The sequence below is a fragment of the Castellaniella sp. genome (assembly GCF_049671645.1).
Classification (GTDB): domain Bacteria; phylum Pseudomonadota; class Gammaproteobacteria; order Burkholderiales; family Burkholderiaceae_B; genus Castellaniella.
In genome coordinates, this window is record NZ_JBATVG010000016.1 from 15654 (window position 1) to 33278 (window position 17625).

The 17625-nt window shown below is 66.3% G+C and carries 16 protein-coding genes and 1 pseudogene; 1 reads left to right on the plus strand and 16 read right to left on the minus strand.

Annotated elements, in window-relative coordinates; all coding sequences use genetic code 11:
- Positions 1 to 31: 31 nt before the first annotated feature.
- The 14 genes and pseudogenes from WBG56_RS07570 to WBG56_RS07635 form a co-directional block, all read right to left on the minus strand.
- Positions 32 to 1156: a glycosyltransferase family 4 protein gene (locus WBG56_RS07570; protein ID WP_424267032.1), complete on the minus strand. Its 1125-nt coding sequence runs from the start codon at positions 1154 to 1156 to the stop codon at positions 32 to 34.
- Positions 1157 to 1438: 282 nt separating this feature from the next.
- Positions 1439 to 2536, minus strand: a pseudogene (locus tag WBG56_RS07575) (glycosyltransferase); the annotation flags it as partial.
- A 27-nt stretch (positions 2537 to 2563) separates the two neighbouring features.
- The gene (locus WBG56_RS07580) at positions 2564 to 3682 is read right to left on the minus strand and encodes a glycosyltransferase family 4 protein (protein WP_424266877.1); all 1119 of its coding nucleotides are present in this window, start codon (positions 3680 to 3682) and stop codon (positions 2564 to 2566) included.
- Positions 3683 to 4810: a glycosyltransferase family 4 protein gene (locus tag WBG56_RS07585; protein ID WP_424266879.1), complete on the minus strand. Its 1128-nt coding sequence runs from the start codon at positions 4808 to 4810 to the stop codon at positions 3683 to 3685.
- Entirely contained in the window at positions 4807 to 6168 is a 1362-nt protein-coding gene (gene murJ, locus WBG56_RS07590; protein WP_424267034.1) for a murein biosynthesis integral membrane protein MurJ, read from the minus strand. Before murJ ends, WBG56_RS07585 begins: the two co-directional genes overlap by 4 nt.
- Entirely contained in the window at positions 6168 to 7193 is a 1026-nt protein-coding gene (locus WBG56_RS07595) for an SDR family oxidoreductase (RefSeq protein ID WP_424266881.1), read from the minus strand. The genes murJ and WBG56_RS07595 overlap by 1 nt, the downstream gene beginning before the upstream one ends.
- 15 nt (positions 7194 to 7208) lie before the next feature.
- Positions 7209 to 8483, minus strand: a complete 1275-nt coding sequence (gene tviB, locus WBG56_RS07600; RefSeq protein ID WP_424266883.1) for a Vi polysaccharide biosynthesis UDP-N-acetylglucosamine C-6 dehydrogenase TviB — start codon at positions 8481 to 8483, stop codon at positions 7209 to 7211.
- Positions 8484 to 8525: 42 nt separating this feature from the next.
- On the minus strand, positions 8526 to 9608 hold the full coding sequence (locus tag WBG56_RS07605; RefSeq protein ID WP_424267036.1) for an MraY family glycosyltransferase: 1083 nt from the start codon (positions 9606 to 9608) through the stop codon (positions 8526 to 8528).
- Positions 9609 to 10101: 493 nt separating this feature from the next.
- Complete coding sequence (gene coq7 / locus WBG56_RS07610) at positions 10102 to 10863, minus strand: 2-polyprenyl-3-methyl-6-methoxy-1,4-benzoquinone monooxygenase (protein ID WP_424266885.1); 762 nt, start codon at positions 10861 to 10863, stop codon at positions 10102 to 10104.
- A 9-nt stretch (positions 10864 to 10872) separates the two neighbouring features.
- Entirely contained in the window at positions 10873 to 11526 is a 654-nt protein-coding gene (locus WBG56_RS07615; protein ID WP_424266887.1) for a hypothetical protein, read from the minus strand.
- Positions 11523 to 12173 (minus strand): SCO family protein, encoded by a 651-nt coding sequence (locus WBG56_RS07620; protein WP_424266889.1) that lies wholly within the window; start codon positions 12171 to 12173, stop codon positions 11523 to 11525. Before WBG56_RS07620 ends, WBG56_RS07615 begins: the two co-directional genes overlap by 4 nt.
- A gap of 15 nt (positions 12174 to 12188) precedes the next feature.
- Positions 12189 to 12773 carry a c-type cytochrome gene (locus WBG56_RS07625; RefSeq protein ID WP_424266892.1) on the minus strand — a complete coding sequence of 195 codons (585 nt, stop codon included), beginning with the start codon at positions 12771 to 12773 and terminating at the stop codon, positions 12189 to 12191.
- Positions 12770 to 13405 carry a cbb3-type cytochrome c oxidase subunit II gene (locus WBG56_RS07630; protein WP_424266894.1) on the minus strand — a complete coding sequence of 212 codons (636 nt, stop codon included), beginning with the start codon at positions 13403 to 13405 and terminating at the stop codon, positions 12770 to 12772. The genes WBG56_RS07625 and WBG56_RS07630 overlap by 4 nt, the downstream gene beginning before the upstream one ends.
- Positions 13406 to 13407: 2 nt before the next feature.
- A complete protein-coding gene (locus tag WBG56_RS07635) occupies positions 13408 to 15081 on the minus strand; it encodes a cbb3-type cytochrome c oxidase subunit I (RefSeq protein ID WP_424266896.1) in 1674 nt (557 codons plus the stop codon).
- 212 nt (positions 15082 to 15293) lie between these two features.
- Between WBG56_RS07635 and WBG56_RS07640 the strand changes: the two genes are divergently transcribed.
- A complete protein-coding gene (locus tag WBG56_RS07640) occupies positions 15294 to 15716 on the plus strand; it encodes an OsmC family protein (RefSeq protein ID WP_424266898.1) in 423 nt (140 codons plus the stop codon).
- Positions 15717 to 15778: 62 nt separating this feature from the next.
- Here WBG56_RS07640 and WBG56_RS07645 read toward each other — a convergent pair whose 3' ends face one another.
- Together WBG56_RS07645 and WBG56_RS07650 are read right to left on the minus strand one after the other, a co-directional pair.
- A complete protein-coding gene (locus WBG56_RS07645) occupies positions 15779 to 16771 on the minus strand; it encodes a thymidylate synthase (RefSeq protein WP_424266900.1) in 993 nt (330 codons plus the stop codon).
- On the minus strand, positions 16768 to 17607 hold the full coding sequence (locus WBG56_RS07650) for an HpcH/HpaI aldolase/citrate lyase family protein (protein ID WP_424266902.1): 840 nt from the start codon (positions 17605 to 17607) through the stop codon (positions 16768 to 16770). The genes WBG56_RS07645 and WBG56_RS07650 overlap by 4 nt, the downstream gene beginning before the upstream one ends.
- Between the last annotated feature and the right edge of the window lie 18 nt (positions 17608 to 17625).

Below are 17625 nucleotides of genomic sequence, written 5' to 3' on the forward strand. Positions count from 1 at the left end.
CCGGCCCGCCGGTCAGGACGTCGGAGTCAATTCACCGACGGGCGGCCCGCAGCAAATCCGCATAAATCCCCAGATGGGCCTGAACGATGCCCTCCAGGCCGAAATCGCGTTCCGCCAGAGCACGGCCCGCCGCGCCCATGCGTTCCCGCAAGCCGGCATCAGCCGCCAGCCGGCGGACCGCGTCGGCCAAGGCCTGGGCGTCCCGGGCGGGGACCAGCAGGCCGCTGACGTCGGGCTCGACGACATCCCGACAGCCCGGCACATCGGTGGTGACGACCGGGCGACCGCAGGCTGCGGCCTCGATCAGGGATTTGGGCAGGCCTTCGCGGTAGGACGGCAAGGCCACGATATGGGCCTGCGCGTACAGCTCGGCCACATCGGCGCATTCACCGACGCATTCGACGACGCCTTCCGCCTGCCAGGCTTGCAGTTCATCGGTCTGCACGGACGCCGGGTTGTCCAGGTCCAGGCTGCCCGCCAGGCGCCAACGCACGCCATCGCTCCGGGCCGCCGACAGGCGGGCCGCCTCGACGAACTCCCGCACGCCTTTGTCGCGCAGCAGGCGGCAGGCCATGGCGACCGTCACCGGGCCGTCCGGCCAGGGGGCCGGCGCGAAACGGTCCAGGTCCACGCCCGAGCCCCTCAGCAACACGACCTGTCCGGGCCGCACCGCCCCCGCCCGCACCAGCACGTCCCGGTCCGACGGATTCTGGAAGATCACCCGGCTGTTGGAATGCCCGAGCGCCAGGCGGTACAGGATCAGGGCCAGGCGCTTGAGCACGCCGCGCGCGCCCGAGCCCTGGATGAAGACATAGCCCAAGCCCGAAATCGCCGCCACATAGGCCGGCACCCCCGCCAGGCGACTGGCGATGCCGCCATACAGCACGGATTTCAGCGTGACGGCATGCACGAGATCCGGCCGCACCCGGCGAAACAGACGCCAGATGGCCCAGAGGCTGCGGGCCTCGGTCCAGGGCCGCATGCTGGTGCGCGACAGGGGCAGGCAATGATGGATGAATCCCAGCGATTCCAGCCCGGCGACCGCCGGCCCGCACATGGATGCCACATGCACCTCGTAGCCGGCTTCTTGCGCCGCCACGGCCACCGGCAGGCGATGGGAGACCAGGAAGGCAGGATTGGTGATGAAGAACAGCACGCGGGGCCGGTTGCCGGGATGGCCCGCGACGGAGGATGCCGCTTCCGCATGAGCTGCGGTTGCCGCCCCGGCGCCGTCGGCATCGCGCAAAGAAGATGCGGACACTGAAGGCCCGGCGCCCGCCCGCCGTCCTGCCGGGGTCGGGAAATCCGCCGCCAGACGGCGCCAGACCGTTTCGTAGCGGTCCACCATGGCCTGCAAGCTGTAGCGCCGCGCGACGGAATCCCGCGCCTGCTCGCGGCGCTGCCGCCACGACGGATCGCCGACCGCTGCAATGGCCTGATCGATGGCCCGCGCCAGCGCGACGGCATCCTGGCGCGGGGCCACCCAGCCGTATTCACCGACGATATCCGCCGCATCGCCCACATCCGTCACGACGCAGGCCACCCCGGCGGCCATCGCCTCGGAGACCACGTTGGGAAAGCCTTCGGCCTTGCTCGACAGCACATGAATGTCCAGGGCCGGCATCAGGGCCGGCACGTCGTCGCGGCGCCCCAGAAAGATCAGATGATCCAGCAGCCCGTAATGACGGGCTTGGGCCACGAGTTCGGCGTTGTCCCGCGACATGCCCAGGCCGATCAGGGCGCAGCGCAATCGGGGATGCTCCCGTACGCACAAGGCCAGGGCCGCCAGCAGATTGGCATGGTCCTTCAAAGGATTCCAGCGGGCGACGCACCCCAGCAGCACGGCATCTTCCGGCACCTGCCATTCGGCGCGCCAGACATGCCGCGCGGCATCATCGGGATGCCAGACCGACAGATCATAGCCATTCGGAATCACCAGCACGCGATCATCCCGATAGCCCCAGCCGCGGTGCACCTGGGCGGCGCGGCGGGCGCAGGCGATGATGACGCCCGGCGCCCAGCCCGAGACCCGGGCGCAGAGCCAGGCGGCAACGCGCGACGAGCGGCTGCTTTCGGCCAGACTGACCCCCGAATTGCGCACGCCCCATGCCACTGCCCGGATACCGGCCAGACGGGCCAGCACCCCGCCGATCAGATCGGCGTGATACATCCAGGTCTGGACCACGTCGGGACGGCGGCTGCGCAGCAGGCGGTACAAGCGCCACAGGCCTCGCGCCGACCCCCAGGCCCCCTGCATGTCCAGGGAGATCACCTCGACCCCGGCATCCCGCAACGATGCCCCCATGACGCCCTCGCCGCGCATGGACACCACTGTATGGCGCACGCGCGTGCCGGGCGCCGTCGTCAGGCGCTGCAGCACGGTTTCCGCGCCGCCGTGCAGCAAGCCGGAAATGATGTGCAGGACCCGCAACGGCTCATCCGGCGCCATCGGACGCTGATCCACCGCCATCGAGTCAGCCGCCGGCGGCTCGCACGCCTGGCGGGTCTTCATTGCATTCTGTTCCATGTTCCCCATGACCTATGGTCATCCCAAGACGTCGATTCAGTCCGGACGGTCCGCCACCGACCCATTGCCGGTCCAGGCCGCGTCCCAGGACTGCAGGATCGTCTCCAGGCCGTAGCGGCCGCGCACGGACGCGGACGCCTGCCGCCCCCGGGCTTCCCGATCGGCCGGCGAAGCCTGCATCAGTTGCCTCAGGGCCTGCGCCAGGGCCGCGTCGTCGCCCAAAGGCACCAGTGTGGCCACCTGCCCCGCCTGCGTCAATTCGGCCGGACCGGACGGGCAGTCCGTAGCCACGCACGGCAGGCCCAGGGCCATGGCTTCCAGCAAGGCGTTGGGAAAGCCTTCAACCCGGGAATTCAGCACGAAACCATGCCCCGTCGCCAAATCTTCCCAGGGGGTCTGACTGAATCCCGGCAGATGGATCCGATCCTCCAGGCCCAGGGCCGCCGCGCGCTGCCGGCAGGCCGCTCGCTGAGCGCCGTCGCCCCAGATCCAAAGATCCCAGTCCGGGCAGACATCGGCCAGACCGGCGAAGACCTCGACCAGGCGGTCGAACTGCTTGACCGGATTGAACCGTCCCAGCGCCACCAGGCGCCGGCGGCCGGCCACCGGCTCCGCCGCGCGCGCCGCCGGCAGGCCGTCGGGCAAGGGGTTCGGAATGGCGAAGATCCGGCTCACGCCCGGCGCCACCTGTCGCAGATGCGGAATGCTCTGCTCCGTCTGTACCACGACCCGATGCGCCCAGGGATACGTCAGTCGGCGCAACCACCGCAGAGCGGGTTCCAGGTTCACGCTGTGCGCCGGGTCGGTGCGTTCGCTGACCACCACCGGCAGGCCCAGGCCCCGGGTGGCCAGCAAGGCGGTGATGTTCACATTCGTCAAAAAGGACAGCACGCGATCCGGCCGCAGTTCACGCGCCAGCCGTCGCAGGGCCAGGATCTTGGTTACCGGTCTCAGCCAGGCGGGCCCGCGCATCCGGTCCGCCAGCCACAACAGCTGTACGCCCGGCTCCAGGCGCTGCAGGCAGCGACCTCGCCCCGAGTAGCAGCACAGCAGCGTGACCTCGTCGCCGCGCCGCGCCCAGGCATTGGCCAGTGTCGCCGCGACCCGTTCCGCGCCGCCGCCGTGCATGGAGCTGACCAGAAACAGAATGCGCATTCAGCGGCCCTCCCGCCCCTGGAAAACCTGTTCCCACAAGGCCATGATCCGCGCCGTGCTGAAACGGTCGCGCACGTCCGTCGCCCGGCCCGCGTATTGCGCCCGCAGGTCCGCATCCTTCATCAGGGCGCAGAGCTGGGCGGCCAATGCTTGCGGATCCTGCACCGGCCGCACCAGCACCCCGTCGATGCCGTCGCGGATGATCTCGCGCGGGCCGTTTTCGCAATCGAAAGCCACACAGGGCAGGCCGCTGGCCATGGCCTCCAGCAGGGTATTGGACAAGCCTTCGGCCTGGGAACTGAGCACGTACAGGTCCGAGGCCTGGTACCAGGCCGCCATATTGCCGACCCGGCCAGGCAGGCTGACCCGATCCCGCAGTCCCAGCTCGTCGCGCAAGGCTTCCAGGGCGGCGCGTTCCGATCCTTCGCCCAGGATGGTCAGGTCCCAATCGTCGCACATCAGAGTCAGGTCCGCGAAGGCCCGCAACAGGCAATCGAAACCCTTGACCGGATGCAGGCGGCCCACAGCCAGCAAGCGGCGCCGGACGGGCGCGCTTGGCGGATCCAGCCGGGGCTCCTCGTCGGCCAGGGGCCAGTGCACGGCATTGGGGATCACCTGGGCGTGCACGCCGGGGATCTGTTCGTCCAGCCACTGGGCCGTGCCCCGCGTCAGGGCGACGACGGCGTCGGCGCGCGCATAGGTCCAGCGCCGCAGGCGCTGCCAGGTATCCGGCAAGGGCAAGGTCGGCGGATGCGTGTGTTCCGTTGCGATCACCCGGCTGCCCGCGCCCCGGGCGGCCAGCACCCCCAGCACGGAGCCGCGCGTCATCATGCCCAGGACGACAGCGGGCCGCTGCCGGCGCACCAATCGCCGCAAAGCCCAGAACCGCCGGGCATTGCCCCAGAGCGCGCCCAGCGGCCCGGCGCTGTCGGCGGCCAGACCCAGCGCGTGGCGCTCGACCTCCGGCGGGATCGGATAGGCATCCTGATCCGCTGCCGTCTGGGTGACGAGGCTGACCCGATAGCCGCGCGACTGCCAGTAGGCGGCCATGTCGACGGCCACCCGCTCCGCGCCGCCGCCGCGCAGGGAATGGATCACGATCATCAGATCAATACGGGGTCGTGTCATCCGTTCACTTCCTTGCCGGACTGCGCGTCCGGCCGCACACGCAAGGCCAGGATCAGGTAGGCCGCATACGACAGGGCATACATCAGGCTGGTCGCCAGCATGATGCCCGCCACCCCCATGCGGGGGGCCAGCACGGCATTCATGCCCGCCTTGATCAGAAAATTCAGCACGGCGATCGCCGCCATCCAACCGTAGCGGTTCTGGCTGGCCAGCAACTGCACCAGGATCAGCACGCCGAAAAAGAAGGGCAACTGCAACAGCCCCCAGCGCAGCACCTGGGCCACGGCCGCCGTGTCCTGCGCGGTGAAGGCGCCGCGTTCGAACAACAGCGACACGATCCAGGGCGCCAGCCACCAGCCCAGCAGCACCGCCACGGCGCCGATGCCCAGCATGGCGCCCGACCATTTCAAAGCCATGGCCCGCGCATGGGCCGCGTCCCCTCGCGCCTGGATGTCGGCCAGCACCGGCAGCGCCGCCCGGCCGACCGACGCGGCCCCCAGGCCGATCATCAGGGACAGCAGGCGGGCGGCGTAGCCCAGCGTGGCATTGGCGTTCTGCCCCAGTTGCGCGGCCGTGTACTGATCGATCGGGCCGACGAAGCTCATGGCCAACTGGCCCACCAGCATGATGCCGGCCGCCGCCGCCAGGGTGGACCACTGCGGCGACCGGCGGCTCAAGCGCACCCGGGCGGGCACGCCATCGGCCCGACGCGCCAGCCGGTCCTGCCAGAACGCCTGCAGGGCATAGCCCAGCAGCGTCCCCCACAACAAGGGCATCACACCGGCATCGACCGGAGCGGCCAGCACCCAGATCAGGATCATCAGGGCAGGCACACTGTCGAGCAGTGTGTTGATGTGCCGCTCGTGGGCCCGCAGGCGGGCCGCGCTCAGACCTGCCCAGACCGTGAACAGCGCCGCCGGCGCGAATCCCAGGATCAGCAGGCTGCTCATGCCCCGCACCTCGGGCGACAGGCCCTGGCCGGCCACCCGAAGCACCAGGGGCCAGGCAAATACCAGCAATACGGCGATGAGCAGCCCCAATCCCAGCGCCCAGGCCAGCAATTCACCCAGGAAGCGGCCGTGCGGGTCGGCATCGCCCCGGCGGCTGCGCACCAGCGCAGGAATCAGCACGACCGAGCAGGCGCCCACCAGAGTGACGGGCAGCCAATTGGCCAGGGTCAGGGTGAACTGGTAGGCATCCACCACGTCGCTGATGCCGTAGCGATAGGCCACGGCCATTTCCTTGAACGCCCCGACAGCCTTGCCCATCAGCAGGAAAAAGGCCACCCGGGCGGCCCCCAGGGCGATGCGCCGATGGTCGGCGTGCAGGGCCGCGAGCCGGCGCGTCAGGAAAGCAATCAACGCAGGAACTGGATGTACCAGGGCATGGCGATTTCCAGACCGCCCAGGATGTCGAACTGCGGCTCGTAGCCCAGCAGCGTGCGGGCCTTGCTGACGTCCGCCTGGGAATGGCGCACATCGCCGGCGCGGAAGTCCCCATAGCGCGGGTCGCGCCCGTAGGCCACGCCGTTGCGCCCCAGGATGTCGCGCAGATAGGCAAACAGCTGGTTCAGGCTGGTGCGGGCATTGAAGGCCACGTTGTAGACCTGATTGACGCCTTCGCCCTGCGCCATCGACGCCAGCAGGTTGGCCTGCACGACGTTATCGATGTAGCAGAAATCGCGGCTGGTCTCGCCATCGCCATTGATGATGACTTCCTGGTCGCGGATCATGGCGGACACCCATTTGGGAATCACCGCGGCGTAGGCGCCATCGGGGTCCTGGCGCCGGCCGAAGACGTTGAAATACCGCAGGCCCACGGCCTGGAAGCCATAAGCGCGCGCAAAGACGTCGGCATACAGTTCATTGACGAATTTGGTCACGGCGTAGGGGGACAGCGGCTTGCCGATGTGGTCTTCGACCTTGGGCAGGCCCGGGTGATCGCCGTAGGTGGAGCTGGACGCCGCGTACACGAAGGACTGCACCTGGGCGTCGCGGGCCGCCACCAGCATGTTGAGCTGGCCGCCGACATTGACCGCGTTGGTGGTCAGGGGGTCCTTCAGCGAACGCGGGACCGAGCCCAGCGCGGCCTGGTGCAGCACGTGCTGCACGCCCTCGGTCGCTCCGCGGCAGGTTTCCAGGTCACGGATATCGCCTTCGATGAAACGAAACCGCGACCACTGGTCCGCCGATACCTGGGATTGCACCTCGTCCAGGTTGTGCTGGTAGCCCGTGGAAAAATTATCGAGCCCGACGACGGTCTGGTTCAGCTTCAGCAGAGCTTCCAGCAGGTTTGAACCGATGAAGCCGGCACACCCCGTGACCAGCCAGGTATGGGGGTGCGCCTGGAGGTCTGCCTGCAGGGACTGGAAATGGGTACTCATGACTTCACACCTTACTTATAGACGCAGATCGGATTCACCGGCGTCGAGCACGTATTTCAAGTCATACAGGACGTGCTCCGGTTTGCCCAGCGCCCGCAAGGCGGCCGCGCCCATGGCGGCGAACTGCTCGTGGGCCACGGCCAGGATGATGCCGTCATAGGCGGCCGGCGTGGGCTTGGACACCGGCGTGATGCCGTATTCGTGCTGCGCCTCGGCCGGATCCACCCACGGGTCGTAGACATCCACGTCGATGTTGTATTCGCCCAGTTCGCGCACGATGTCGACAATACGGGTATTGCGCAGGTCCGGGCAGTTTTCCTTGAAGGTCAGCCCCATGACGAGCACGTGCGAACCCTGCACCTGGATGCGGCGCTTGGTCATGGCCTTGATCAGTTGCGACACGACATAACCGCCCATGGAATCATTCAGGCGTCGACCCGCCAGGATGATCTCGGGGTGATAGCCGATGGACTGGGCCTTGTGCGTCAGATAGTACGGGTCCACGCCGATGCAGTGGCCGCCCACCAGCCCCGGACGGAACGGCAGGAAATTCCACTTGGTGCCAGCCGCCTGCAGGACGTCCAGCGTATCGATGCCCAGGCGATTGAAGATCAGGGCCAGCTCGTTGATCAGGGCGATATTCACGTCGCGCTGGGTGTTCTCGATCACCTTGGCGGCTTCCGCGACCTTGATGGACGAGGCCTTGTGGGTGCCGGCCGTGATGATCTGGCGGTACAGGGTATCGACGAGCTCGGCGACTTCCGGCGTCGAGCCCGACGTCACCTTGCGGATCGTGGACACGCGATGCTGTTTGTCGCCCGGATTGATGCGTTCGGGGCTGTAGCCGGCATAGAAATCGACGTTGAACTTCAAGCCGGACGTCTGTTCCAGCACCGGCACGCAGACTTCCTCCGTCGCTCCCGGGTAGACCGTCGATTCATAAATGACGATGTCGCCGCGCTTCAGGATGCGGCCGATGGTTTCGCTGGCGCGTTCCAGCGGGGTCAGGTCGGGCTGCTTGTACTGGTCGATCGGGGTGGGCACCGTGACGATGAACACATTGGCGGCCGCCAGTTCGGCCGGATCGCTGGCATAGTGCAGATGCCCGGCTTCGGCCAGTTCGGGCCCCGAGACTTCCAGTGTGTGATCGCGGCCGGCCCGCAATTCCTCGATGCGCCGGGCATTGATGTCGAACCCCAGCACATCGCGCTTTTTGCCGAATTCGACCGCCAGCGGCAAGCCTACATAGCCCAGGCCAACGACAGCCAGACGGACATCCTGAACGTTCATAAGGTTCTCCCCGGCTCCATGGCCGTATTGATCGAAGGAATTTTAATCACGCCGCTCGCGCCGTCCCAGGGACGGCAGCAGCAGCCAACGTGGGCGGCGCCAGGTCACCAGGCGGACGTACAGCCAGATATACACTGCGGCGAACACCCCCATGCTGAGGCACAGGATCCAGGCGCTGTCCCACCACAGGGTGGCGGGCACCAGGCCGATCAGGGCCAGCACCCAGAGATACGGCGACGTCATGGCATTGCACAGCGCGGGCAGCGCATGGCGGCGGTCGCGGCTGAAGGTGATGCGAACCAGTCGCCGGAACACCAACTGATGCAGGTGCAAGGCATCGGGCTGATCCACCGGCACGCCACGCTTGAATTTACGCCGCCAGATGGAAAACAGGGTCTCGAAGACGGGATAGAACAGCACCGCCAGCGCATAGAAGGGCGACACCCCGGGATTGCGCACCACCAGCTGCACGGCCAGCTCGGCCAGCATGAAACCCAGGAAATACGCCCCCCCGTCGCCCAGGAAGACCCGGCCGAACGGAAAATTCCAGACCAGGAAACCCAGCGTGGCCGCCGCCAGCGCCGTCGCGATCAGAAAGATGGGAATATCCTGCACCTGCAGAGCCACCAGGGCCAGCGACACGGCCATCAGCGTGGCGATCATGCCGGCCAGCCCGTTCATGCCGTCCACGATGTTCAGCGCGTGCGTGCAGCCGCCCACGGCCACCATGGTGAAGATCAGGGAAATGACGGGCCAACTGGACAGAAGAGTGTCGGCCCAGGACAGACCGACGCGCGACACGCCCCCCAGCAGCCACCAGGCGATGCCGGCGGAGATGAAGGCCGCCAGCAGGCGTTTGCCGGACCCGATTTCCTTGGTGATGTCTTCCAGAAGCCCCGCCACGAAGACCGGCAAGGCCGCCACGAACAGGGCCGGCCACAGCCAGGTCACCGTCATGTTGCGCGGCCCCAGCATCAACAAGCCGGCCAGGCTGCCCGCCACGACGGCCAACCCGCCGACCCGGGGGGCGGCGCGCTTGTGCATGGCCTGGGGCTTGTGCAAGTCGGTATCCCCTGTATAGCGGCCGTGCCAGCGTTCGGATACGACGATCAACCCACCCACCATGAAAGCCACGATCCCGATCAGAGGCCAGCTGAGAGAAGCGGACAAACTGGAGGCGTTCAAGGCAATCCCGGATAGACAAAACGAGATTATCGGCGATATTTGTAACTTGTGCGGTTGTTACGAGGATACAGGTGCAACAAAAGCGTGGGGCGCCCGGGGGCGCGCGGATTCGCCGGGCCGCACAGGCGAAAAAAAAGCCCAAGATCCGAAGATCCTGGGCTAAATCCACCAAAGGAGGAGGGTGGAGGAGACAACCTGGGCATGTCGGGCTGCTAAGATCAGGGATCTGAGCCATCCGTGATTAGGGGTTTTCCCGCTGCAATCACGTTTCGACATCCGATAAGCAAATTATATAAGCACTCTTTGTTGCGATGCAAGATTTATTTGATGTCAATAGATGACAGCCATAGGTCTGTAGCTTTTTGATCACAAACAAGGGTAATCCTGATGCGATAGCGGCCCCGGAGGTCCCAGGGCAACGCGCACAAGCCGGCTAAATCCGGTACGCCGTCGTGGTCATGACACGCGACATCAGGCGCATCGCCGCCCGGACCGGCGCGGGCAGCGGCGCCGCCCCATGGTTTTCCGCCGTCGTGCGGTGCCCGATCTCGTCATCCCGCATCTGGGTGACGACCTGGCGCGAGCGGTGATCCTGTGCCGGCAGGGTATTCAAGTGTCCGTCCAGATGCTCCTCGACCTGGCGCTCGGTTTCCGCCATGAAACCCAGGTTGTAGGGAACCCCCGCCCGGCTGGCGGCCAGACCGAGGCCAAACGACCCGGCATACCACAAGGGATTGAGCAGACTGGGACGGCTCTGCAGTTCGTCCAGGCGCCGGCGACACCAGGCCAGATGGTCGGTTTCCTCGGCTGCCGCCTGCAACAGCACGGCGCGCACCGACGCATCGCGGCACATCAGCGCCTGGCCCCGGTACAGCGCCTGAGCGCAGATCTCGCCCACGTGATTCACCCGCATCAGCCCCGCCGCATGACGGGCCTCATCGGCCGACAAGGCCGGATCATCCGGCCGCGCGGGCTTCGCCGGGTAGGCGCGGTCATGGGATACCGTGCCATCGAGCACCTGCAGGGCCTGGCCGATTTCCGTCAGCACGCCATCCAGCAGACCTGCGCGGCGGCGCCACCGGCCAGGGAGGCCCGGCGCCGACCCGGCCGGAGACCGCCGCGCTCGGGCAGGCGTACCAGGCGCATGGGATGCGCCCGGGGCGGATTCAGGTTCCAGGGAATTCGTCGAGGTCATGGGGATCCTTTATCGGCTCAGGAAGCGCCAGACCGGCTTCACAGCGGCCAGCAACCAGCACGAGGGTAACACGATGGCCAGGGCGATCAGCCCCCGTCCCGCCCAGTCCTGATCGTCCTGCAGATAGGCGTTGCACAAGCGGATCGGCTGATCCAGGTAGACCATGCCGACGATGGCGCTCATCCAGCAGAAGTTGCCCAGGAAGAAGAGCTTGATCACCACGTTGGCCTGTCGCACCGACGCCCGCAGCAGCCAGCCGCACACGGGCAGCCCCAGATATTTGAAGGCCGCCACGCGCCAGTCCACCAGGGCCTCATCCAGGGCTTTGGGAATCATCCACCCCGCCCCCACCAGGCTGACCAGCAGCAGCCCCGGCATGCCATAGGCGTTGTAGGACCAGCGGACATCGCGGCCGGATGTGGGCTGCCACATCGGGGCGGATCGCCCGGCGGATGCCGCCGACGGCAATGGCGCCGGCATGCGCGCGATCCGCCAGGCATGCCAGGCCTGTTCGGCGAACACGCCACCCGCGACCAGCAAGGGAATCTGCACCACCATGTGCAGGCTCATCAGCGCCGTCAACGCATCGTGCCAGATGCCGGCCACCCCGAGGCACAAGAGCGCTGCCAGCAAGGATGCCGGCCCGACGGATAAGCGGTTCATGGCGAATCCTTGGCTGCGCGCCCCGCTGCCGGGCCCGGCAGCAAGGACTTGGCTGCTTTCAAGGCCCAGCCCGGATCGTCCAGATCGACGATGCGCACCAGGCGACCGTCGGGCGTCACGACGTGGAAGGCGGCGTTGTGTTCGAATTCCCCCAGCGGGGCGGGCACGACCATGATGCCGAACATGTCCAGCAAGGCGCTGCGCTGCGCCGCATCGGTCAAGGTCAAAAACTGCCAGACGTCCGCGTCAGCCCCCATGCGCACGGCATAGCGGGACAGATCATCCGCCCGATCCCGGGGATCGAAACTGAGACTGATCAGGCGCAGCTGGCGCTGCAGGCCTTCGGCCTCGATGGCCTGCTGCAGGCGCTCGGTCAGCGAGCCTTGCGCCAGACACAGGGCGATGCAGCGCGTGTAGAAAAAATTGACGATGGCCACGCGGCCATCGTCACGCAGATTGCGGCTCAAGGATTGCAGGCGGCCCGCATCGTCCAGCACCTGCACGGCGGCGGGGATATCGCGGGGATGCGCGGCAATCGCCTGGCGGCGGGCGGCCTCGGCCGTCAGGACGGTGAAGCCGTCCGTCAGGCTGTAGAGAACCCCGATGCCTGCCGCCAGGGCAAGCACCATCGAAAGCACCCACCGCATGATCCGCCTGCCCGCTTATTTCTTGTCCAGCAGCGGACGCAGATCCTCGTCGCCCTTCCAGGGCGTGGTCTGATCCTTGGTGTCGGCGCGGACCTTGGCGACGAACTGCGCATCGATCGTGGACGCCGCGTTGCCGAAGCTGGTGCGCACGTGACTGACGATGGCGGCCACTTCCTCGTCGGAGAACTTATCCTGGAAGTGCGGCATTTCACCGTTGTACTTGGCGCCTTCGACCGTCAGCGGGCCGTGGATGCCATGCAGCACGATGCGCACCATGACGCCCGCGTCCGCCGCATCCACCCATTCGGACTTGGACAAGGGCGGGAACACCCCGGGCACCCCGGCGCCCGTGGCCTGGTGACAGGCCACGCAATTGGCGGTGTACAGCTGCCCGCCATCGGCCTTGGTGGGCACGGCGAAGTCGGCAGCCACGCGTTCGTCGCCCACGGAGGGCGGCATGGGCGTGTACGAGACATACAGATGCCAGACAGCCCAGATCAGCAGAATCCCGATGACGGCCAGCACGGCTTTGGGGATCGGCCGGCTGCCTTCCACGGGTTCCGGCTGTTCACGGCGCTGTTGGGTGAATTTGTTGCTCATTTCTTGGCTCCTTCAGCCTCGGCAGGCTGTTCCGGCAGCGTCGGCAACTGGGCATCGGGATTGACCGGATAGGTATGGTTCAAGCCGATCAGATAATCGACCAGATCCAGCGCCTCCGGCGTGGCCACGACGACCTTGCCGTCGGCCGGCGCGTAGCTGGGAGGCAGGTTGACGACCTTGTCGCCCGGCTCGGCCTTGTCCTTGAGCTTGAACATGAAGGGGAAGGCCGGCATGTTGCTGTGCGGCGTGTAGGCGCGGGGCTCGTACAGGTGACCCAGGTTCCAGTCCACGCTGGGCTGGCGGGCGCCGATGTTGAACAGATCCGGCCCGGTGCGCATGGTGCCCAGCAGGTGCGGACGGTCATAGTAATAATCGCCGGCCACGGGAGCGCGGCCCCAGCCGCGCTGGAAATCAGGCGCCATGGACTGGCTGCGCGGCTGCTGCGAGTGGCAGTAGACGCAGCCCATTTCGATGTAGACCTGGCGGCCGCGCAGCTGCTGTTCGGTATAGGGCTTCAAGCCCGGCGAAGGCGGCACGTCCGACAGCTGCATGTAGGGCAGCACGACCAGCGTGGCGGTAGCCAGGGCGAGGGTCACCATCGCCCCGCTAAGGAGTTTGTATTCGCTTTCCATGATCAGGCACCTGCAATCGCCTGAACTTCAGGCTGAGACTTACGTTTATGCAACAAGGCGGGACCGACGCGATTGGTGCCGTAGCGCAGCGCCATCTGCACGAAGTGCACGGCAAAGACCAGGTGGCCCAGCGTCATCAGGGTGCCGCCCAACGTGCGAGCTTTCAGATAGGGCATCGTGACCAGCACGGAATCCATGAAGGGCTTGGCGGCATCAAGCATATCCAGGCCCTGCAGCCAGCCGCCGATGGACAGGCCGACGATGTAGACGCCCATGCCGATCGTCACCAGCCAGAAGTGCACAATGATCAGTTTCGGATGCGGCCATTCCCAGGACATCACGCGCGGCATCACGAAATAGATGGCGCCGAACATGACGATCGAGAAGAAGGCGTACAGGCCCAGGTGGGCGTGAGCCACGGTGAAGTGCGTGAAGTGCGCCACGCGGCTGACGCTGCGCAGGGCCTCGAAGGAGCCCTCGAAGGAACTGAGCGTGTACATCATGGCGCCCAGCACGATGAAGCGCAGCGTGGGCGAGTAGTACATGGTCTTGAAGTGACCGCGCATCGTCAGGTGCTGGTTCACGGAGAAAGCCAGCACCGGGATGATCATCATCATCGACTGGACGATGGACAGCGACACCAGCCAGTGCGGCACCGGGCCGCCCACCAGGTGGTGGCCGCCGACCTGACCGTAGAAAAAGGCCAGCGCCCAGAAGCCGATCAGGGACAGGTTGTAGGACTGGATCGGACGACCGATGATCTTGGGCAGGAAGTAATACACCGACGCCAGGGCGATGGGGGTGTAGTACAGGCCCAGCACGTTATGGCCGAACCACCAGTTCATGGTCGCCTGCTCGACGCCGAAGTGCACGCCCGGGACCTTGCCAACCAGATACAGCACCGGGAACCAGAACAGCGCGGCCCCCATGTACCAGATCGACACGTACAGGTGATCGACCTTGCGGTTGCGCAGCGTGAACACCAGCGGCAGGGCGATCAGCGAACCGCCGATCACGATCAGGATGCTGATCTGCCATGGGATTTCCAGCCATTCCAGGCCGTCGTTGATGCCGGCGGCGATCGCGCCCAGGCCGGCGATCAGGCCGGCGTTCCAGAGCATGCAGCCCAGCAGCGCGAAGCGGCCGCCATACAGGCGGGTTTTCAGCAGGCGCGGCAGAACCCAGATGGCGATCCCGAAGGCCGCCATCGGGCACCAGCCGTAGGCCACCATGTTCAGGTGCAAGGTCCGCGTGCGGCCGAAAGTCAGCCAGGCGTAGTCGGTCAGGAATTCCGGATTGTGCAGCTTGATCGAACTGATCAGACCGAAGGCCGACGCAGCGACCAGCCAGACGATGGCACAGGACAGGAAGACGAAAGTCACGTAGGCCGTGGATTGGTCGGCTTCCATGCGTTCAGTCATTTCCGCCTTGAGCTTCTCAGCCAGAGACGGATCGATGACGGCCTTGCCGCCTTCGGTGACGACCTGCTGCAGGCCGGCCCGCTGTTCAGGCGTGGCGGAGGGGTCTTCGACGTGACCGATTTCACCGGTCGAAAAGATCACCCCGGCCGCGGCGGGGTTGTCATCGAACATGTTCCGTCGCAGGGACCAGATGAAAACACCCAGTCCGGCCACGGACATGATAAAGGTCAGGAGTAGTACGGTGACGGTATCCACAGCGCTTCCAGTGAAGGACAATTGAAGCCCGAGCGCGGATCAGAAGAATCCGAATCTCGGCAACCGATGATTGTAGCGTTAGTTTTGATCTATGATAAATCCGGTGTCCTACGCAAGACGGATAAACCCCCATGCCGCATGAGGGCTTCCGCCGGGCCCGGCACGCACGCTCATAGAGCCACACCAAGGGAAAACCCTAAAGGATCAGCGCAATGGAATGCACCCTAGACTGGCAAGGCCCGGAGGGCATGCTGTTTGTTTCACGCACCGGCAGCGGACACGTGCTGGCCATGGACGGAGCCCCCGAGGGCGGCGGCCAGAACCTGGCGGCCCGCCCCATGGAAACCGTACTGACCGGCGCCGGCGGCTGCGCCGCCTATGACGTCGTGCTGATTCTCAAGCGCGGCCGCCATGCCATCACCGGCTGCCAGGTCAAGCTGAGCGCCGAGCGGGCCGAGACGGAACCCAAGGTTTTCACCAAGATCCACTTCGCCTTCCGGATCACGGGCAAGGCCCTGCCCCCTGCCGCCGTGGAGCGCGCCGTCGAACTGTCGCACACGAAATATTGTTCCGCCGTCGCCATGCTGGAAAAGACAGCGGAAATCACACATTCCATCGAGGTCATCGAAGCTTAAGGGAACATTCAGGGAACCCTCGGGCAATCGGGGCGGGCGGCTTGAAGCCTCCCGCAACCGCCCTACACCGCCATCGGTGCGGTCAGCGGCGCATGGTGGCGATACCCTTCCAGCGCAAAATCGCCGGGCTCGACCTGCTCCAGCCACTCCGGCGCATAGACGCCGGTGTCGGCGTAGGCGGGGATTCTGTCGGACAAGCGCAACTGAGGGGCCGGGTACGGGTCCCGGCGCAACTGCTCGCGCAGCATGTCCACGTGGGTTTCATAGATGTGCGCATCGCCGATGAAATACGTGAACCAGCGGGGCGTGTACCCCGTCAGGCGCGCCACCAGATGCGTCAGGGCGGCGCCTTCGGCCAGGTTGAAGGGCGTGCCCAGCCCCACGTCATTGCTGCGGATATACAGGCACAAGGACAGTTCGCGCGTCGTCGGATTGGCCAGGAACTGATACAGCAGATGGCAGGGAGGCAAGGCCATTTCCTCGATCTGCGCCCAGTTCCAGCCATGAAACAGAATGCGGCGGCTGCCCGGGTCGCGCATCAGGGTATCCAGGCACTGGCGCAGCTGGTCGACGGCCTTGTAGAGCAAGGCCTGGCGGCCCGAGCCCTGCCCTGCCGGATTGTCGATCACGCTGACCTGCCGATAGCCGCGCCCCAGAGCGTCGGCGATCTGGTCGTCGCTGCGCGGCCGATCCAGATCGATCAGCTTGTAGGCGGGCCACTGGCGCCATTGCGCGCCATAGACCGGCCCCAGATCGTCGGGGCCGCCGCGCCACGGGCTGTCCAGCCAGGACTGGTTTTCGTTGGCATTCTGGTCCCACACGCGGCAGCCCAGGGCGCGAAAATCCGCCGCGCTGCGCGCTCCGCGCAGAAAACCGACCAGTTCGCCGATGGCGGACTTGAAGGCCAGCCGCTTGGTCGTGACGGCGGGGAAGCCTTCGCGCAAGTCGAAGCGCAGGCAGGCGCCGGGCAGGCTGAGCGTGCGCACCCCCGTGCGATTGTCCTGCCAGGACCCCTGGTCGAAAATGGACTGCACCAGGTCCAGATATGCCTTCATGCCGACTGAGCCTCGTAGTGGCTGCCGCGTTCCAGCACCCGCCGGGCGCTTTCGATGACGGGCAGATCGACCATGCGTCCGTCCAGGCGAAAAGCGTATTCGCCCGTGCGTTCGGCGTGTTCGACGACACGACGCGCCCAGTCGAGTTCTTCGGGCAGCGGCCGGTACACCTGATGCACCACCGGCACCTGCCTGGGATGGATGCAGAGCTTGCCGCCGAACCCCATGTCGCGGGCCAGCACGGCCGCCTGCTCCAGCCCGGTCTCATCGGAAAAATCCGCATAGATCGTGTCGACGGGATCAGCCAGGCCGTGCATGCGGCTGGCCTGCAGGATCTGGAAGCGCACCTGGTCCAGGATGCGCTGGGCGCCATCCGTCTGCGGCCGGGTGCCGAATTCGACCATCAGGTCGAGGATGCCGAAGGTGAGGCGTTCCACGCCGTTGGCCTCGGCGATGTCGTCCAGCACCCGCAGCCCCTGGGCGGATTCGATGATGGGGATCAGCGGCTTGCCGGCGCCCGATACTTTATAGACGTGTTCGGCCGCCTGGGCCTTGGGCAGGAAAATGCCGGCCACCGCGGACAGTTCGCGGCACAGGGCCAGATCGTCTTCGAACCAGCGGGTGGAGCCGTCATTGATGCGCACCCATAGCCGGTCCTGCGGGTGATCGGCCGCATAAGCGGCCAGCGCATCCCGCGCGGCGGATTTGGCATCGGGCGCCACGGAATCTTCCAGGTCGACGATGACGGCGTCGGCGCCGCTGGCCAGCGCCTTGGGAAAGCGGTCCGGCCGATTGGCCGGGACGAACAGCGCGCTGCGCATCAAGGTATCAGGCATCGTATCCCCCTATCGTGA

Bases quoted from the DNA above. Each gene is read 5' to 3' on its own strand.
- WBG56_RS07580 (WP_424266877.1), bottom strand. From the start codon at position 3,682: ATGCGCATTCTGTTTCTGGTCAGCTCCATGCACGGCGGCGGCGCGGAA.
- WBG56_RS07585 (WP_424266879.1), bottom strand. From the start codon at position 4,810: ATGACACGACCCCGTATTGATCTGATGATCGTGATCCATTCCCTGCGC.
- WBG56_RS07595 (WP_424266881.1), bottom strand. From the start codon at position 7,193: ATGAGTACCCATTTCCAGTCCCTGCAGGCAGACCTCCAGGCGCACCCC.
- tviB (WP_424266883.1), bottom strand. From the start codon at position 8,483: ATGAACGTTCAGGATGTCCGTCTGGCTGTCGTTGGCCTGGGCTATGTA.
- WBG56_RS07605 (WP_424267036.1), bottom strand. From the start codon at position 9,608: ATGGTGGGTGGGTTGATCGTCGTATCCGAACGCTGGCACGGCCGCTAT.
- coq7 (WP_424266885.1), bottom strand. From the start codon at position 10,863: ATGACCTCGACGAATTCCCTGGAACCTGAATCCGCCCCGGGCGCATCC.
- WBG56_RS07615 (WP_424266887.1), bottom strand. From the start codon at position 11,526: ATGAACCGCTTATCCGTCGGGCCGGCATCCTTGCTGGCAGCGCTCTTG.
- WBG56_RS07620 (WP_424266889.1), bottom strand. From the start codon at position 12,173: ATGCGGTGGGTGCTTTCGATGGTGCTTGCCCTGGCGGCAGGCATCGGG.
- WBG56_RS07625 (WP_424266892.1), bottom strand. From the start codon at position 12,773: ATGAGCAACAAATTCACCCAACAGCGCCGTGAACAGCCGGAACCCGTG.
- WBG56_RS07630 (WP_424266894.1), bottom strand. From the start codon at position 13,405: ATGGAAAGCGAATACAAACTCCTTAGCGGGGCGATGGTGACCCTCGCC.
- WBG56_RS07640 (WP_424266898.1), top strand. From the start codon at position 15,294: ATGGAATGCACCCTAGACTGGCAAGGCCCGGAGGGCATGCTGTTTGTT.
- WBG56_RS07645 (WP_424266900.1), bottom strand. From the start codon at position 16,771: ATGAAGGCATATCTGGACCTGGTGCAGTCCATTTTCGACCAGGGGTCC.
- WBG56_RS07650 (WP_424266902.1), bottom strand. From the start codon at position 17,607: ATGCCTGATACCTTGATGCGCAGCGCGCTGTTCGTCCCGGCCAATCGG.